The organism is Microbacterium sp. ISL-103, assembly GCF_018613995.1.
GTDB lineage: Bacteria > Actinomycetota > Actinomycetes > Actinomycetales > Microbacteriaceae > Microbacterium.
Map to the genome: position 1 here is coordinate 1 of NZ_JAGGPD010000606.1, position 2,635 is coordinate 2,635.

At 66.9% G+C, this 2,635-nt stretch carries 3 protein-coding genes; all 3 read left to right on the forward strand.

Going from position 1 to position 2,635, the window contains the following annotated elements; genetic code table 11:
* Positions 1–181, forward strand: a 181-nt coding sequence (locus tag J7E68_RS18470) for a hypothetical protein (RefSeq protein WP_215174997.1), incomplete at its 5' end; no start/stop codon positions are given.
* On the forward strand, positions 178–2,388 hold the full coding sequence (gene glgX / locus J7E68_RS18475) for a glycogen debranching protein GlgX (RefSeq protein WP_215174999.1): 2,211 nt from the start codon (positions 178–180) through the stop codon (positions 2,386–2,388). The genes J7E68_RS18470 and glgX, both read left to right, overlap by 4 nt.
* A partial coding sequence (locus J7E68_RS18480) for an alpha-amylase family glycosyl hydrolase (RefSeq protein ID WP_251049147.1) occupies positions 2,385–2,635 on the forward strand: 251 nt, incomplete at its 3' end. The genes glgX and J7E68_RS18480, both read left to right, overlap by 4 nt.

Below are 2,635 nucleotides of genomic sequence, written 5' to 3' on the forward strand. Positions count from 1 at the left end.
CGACCGCTACGTCATCCTGAACGGCGGCCCCGTCGGATACGTGGAGCACGTGCATCCCGTCTTCGTCTGCTACGTCGGACACCCCTATCACCAGGCGGACGAGATCGCGCAGATCCATGACTTCCACGACGCCGTCCAGGCCGTGTTGAACCGCTCCTCCACGAAGCGGTCCGCTCGGTGAGCCACGACGTCTGGCCCGGGTCGCCGTATCCTCTCGGAGCGACCTTCGACGGTCAGGGCACCAACTTCGCCCTGTTCAGCGAGGGGGCCGAGAAGATCGAACTGTGCCTGTTCGATGACGACGGCAACGAAGAGCGCGTCCTCCTCGAAGAGGTCGACGCCTTCGTGTGGCACGGCTATCTGCCGTCCGTGCAGCCCGGCCAGCTGTACGGGTACCGAGTGCACGGCGCGTACGAGCCTGCGGAGGGCCAGAGGTTCAACCCGAACAAACTGCTCCTCGACCCCTACGCGAAGTCGGTGGCCGGGAGGGTCGATTGGGGACAGCCCCTGTTCGGCTACGACTTCGGAGACCCCGACTCTCGCAACGACGACGACTCCGGTTCCGCGATGGTGAAGGGCGTGGTCGTCAATCCGTTCTTCGAGTGGGCCGGCGACCGACTGCCCAAGACCCCCTACGCGCAGACCGTGATCTACGAGGCCCACGTCAAGGGCCTCACCCAGCTGCATCCCGATGTGCCGGAAGAGCTGCGCGGAACCTATGCGGCGATCGCGCATCCCGCGGTGATCGATCACCTCGTGCACCTCGGGGTCACCGCGATCGAGCTGATGCCGGTGCACCAGTTCGTCTACGACTCGACCCTCGAAGACAAGGGCCTCACGAACTACTGGGGGTACAACACCCTCGCCTTCTTCGCGCCGCACAACGACTACTCCTCGAGCGGCCAGCACGGTCAGCAGGTGCAGGAGTTCAAGGCGATGGTGCGCGCGCTGCACTCGGCGGGCATCGAGGTGATCCTCGATGTGGTCTACAACCACACGGCCGAGGGCAACCACATGGGTCCGATGCTCTCGATGAGGGGCATCGACAATGAGGCGTACTACCGCCTCGAAGAGGACCGCCGGTATTACACCGACTACACCGGAACCGGAAACAGCCTCAACGCCGGCAACCCGCACGCGCTGCAGCTGATCATGGATTCGCTGCGGTACTGGGTGACCGAGATGCATGTCGACGGCTTCCGCTTCGATCTCGCCTCGACTCTCGCGCGCGAGTTCTACGACGTCGACCGACTGGCGGCGTTCTTCGAGCTCGTGCAGCAGGATCCGATCGTCTCGCAGGTGAAGCTCATCGCCGAGCCGTGGGATGTCGGTCCTGGCGGCTATCAGGTCGGCAACTTCCCGCCCCAGTGGACGGAGTGGAACGGCAAGTACCGCGACACGGTGCGCGACTTCTGGCGCGGCGAGCCTCAGGCTCTCGGCGAGTTCGCATCGCGTCTCACCGGCTCGGCAGATCTCTACGAGCACTCGGGACGCCGCCCCGTGGCGTCGATCAACTTCGTCACCGCCCACGACGGCTTCACGCTGCGCGACCTGGTCTCGTACAACGAGAAGCACAACGAGGCGAACGGCGAGGACAACGCCGACGGGGAATCGCACAACCGCTCGAACAACCACGGCGTAGAGGGGCCGACCGACGACGAGACCGTCAACCGCGTCCGCGCCCGGCAGCAGCGGAACTTCCTCGCGACGCTGCTGCTGTCGCAGGGCGTGCCGATGATCGCGCACGGCGACGAGCTCGGCCGCACTCAGGACGGCAACAACAACGGCTACGCGCAGGACAACGAGCTCACCTGGGTCGACTGGGAAGCAGCCGATCGACCGCTCGTCGAGTTCACCGCCGCCGTCGCGCGGCTGCGTCGCTCGCATCCGACCTTCCGCCGCAGCCGCTTCTTCGACGGACGCCCGGTGCGCTCGGAGGACGGCGAGCGGGTGCCGGATGTCGTGTGGCTGCGGCCGGACGGACGCCGGATGGAACCCGAGGACTGGGATTCCGGTTTCGGCCTCGCCATCGGGATGTTCCTGAACGGACAGGGTATTCGTGAGAAGGACCGTCGCGGACGCCCGGTGACGGATCAGAACTTCCTGGTGTACTTCCACAGCGGAACGGATGCGATCGACGCGGTGCTTCCCGACGACCGGCACGGCCGCGCGTGGGAGGTCGCGATCGACACCGCCGGGGATCGCGCGGGCGGGGATCCGATCGATGCCGGCGCCCCTGTGACGCTGGAGGCCAACTCGCTTCTGGTGCTTCGCGAGGTCGATCAGACCGAGGTGCCGACGGACGACTCCGTCGAGGCCTCGCTGCGGATCCAGACCGAGCGCGCCGAAGCACCGGCTCCTGCGCCCACCCCGGAGCTGCCTCGATGACCCGTCGCCCGCTCTCGACATATCGTCTGCAGATCCGATCGGGCTTCACCCTCGACGACGCCGCCTCGGTCACGAGGTACCTCGCCGACCTGGGTGCGTCGTGGGCGTACCTCTCGCCGCTCCTCGCCGCCGTTCCGGGGTCTGACCATGGCTACGACGTCGTGGATCACTCGCGGGTGGACGACAGCCGGGGCGGGCCCGAGGGTCTGGAGCGCTTCGTCGCCGGTGCACGAGCGGCGGGGCGCGG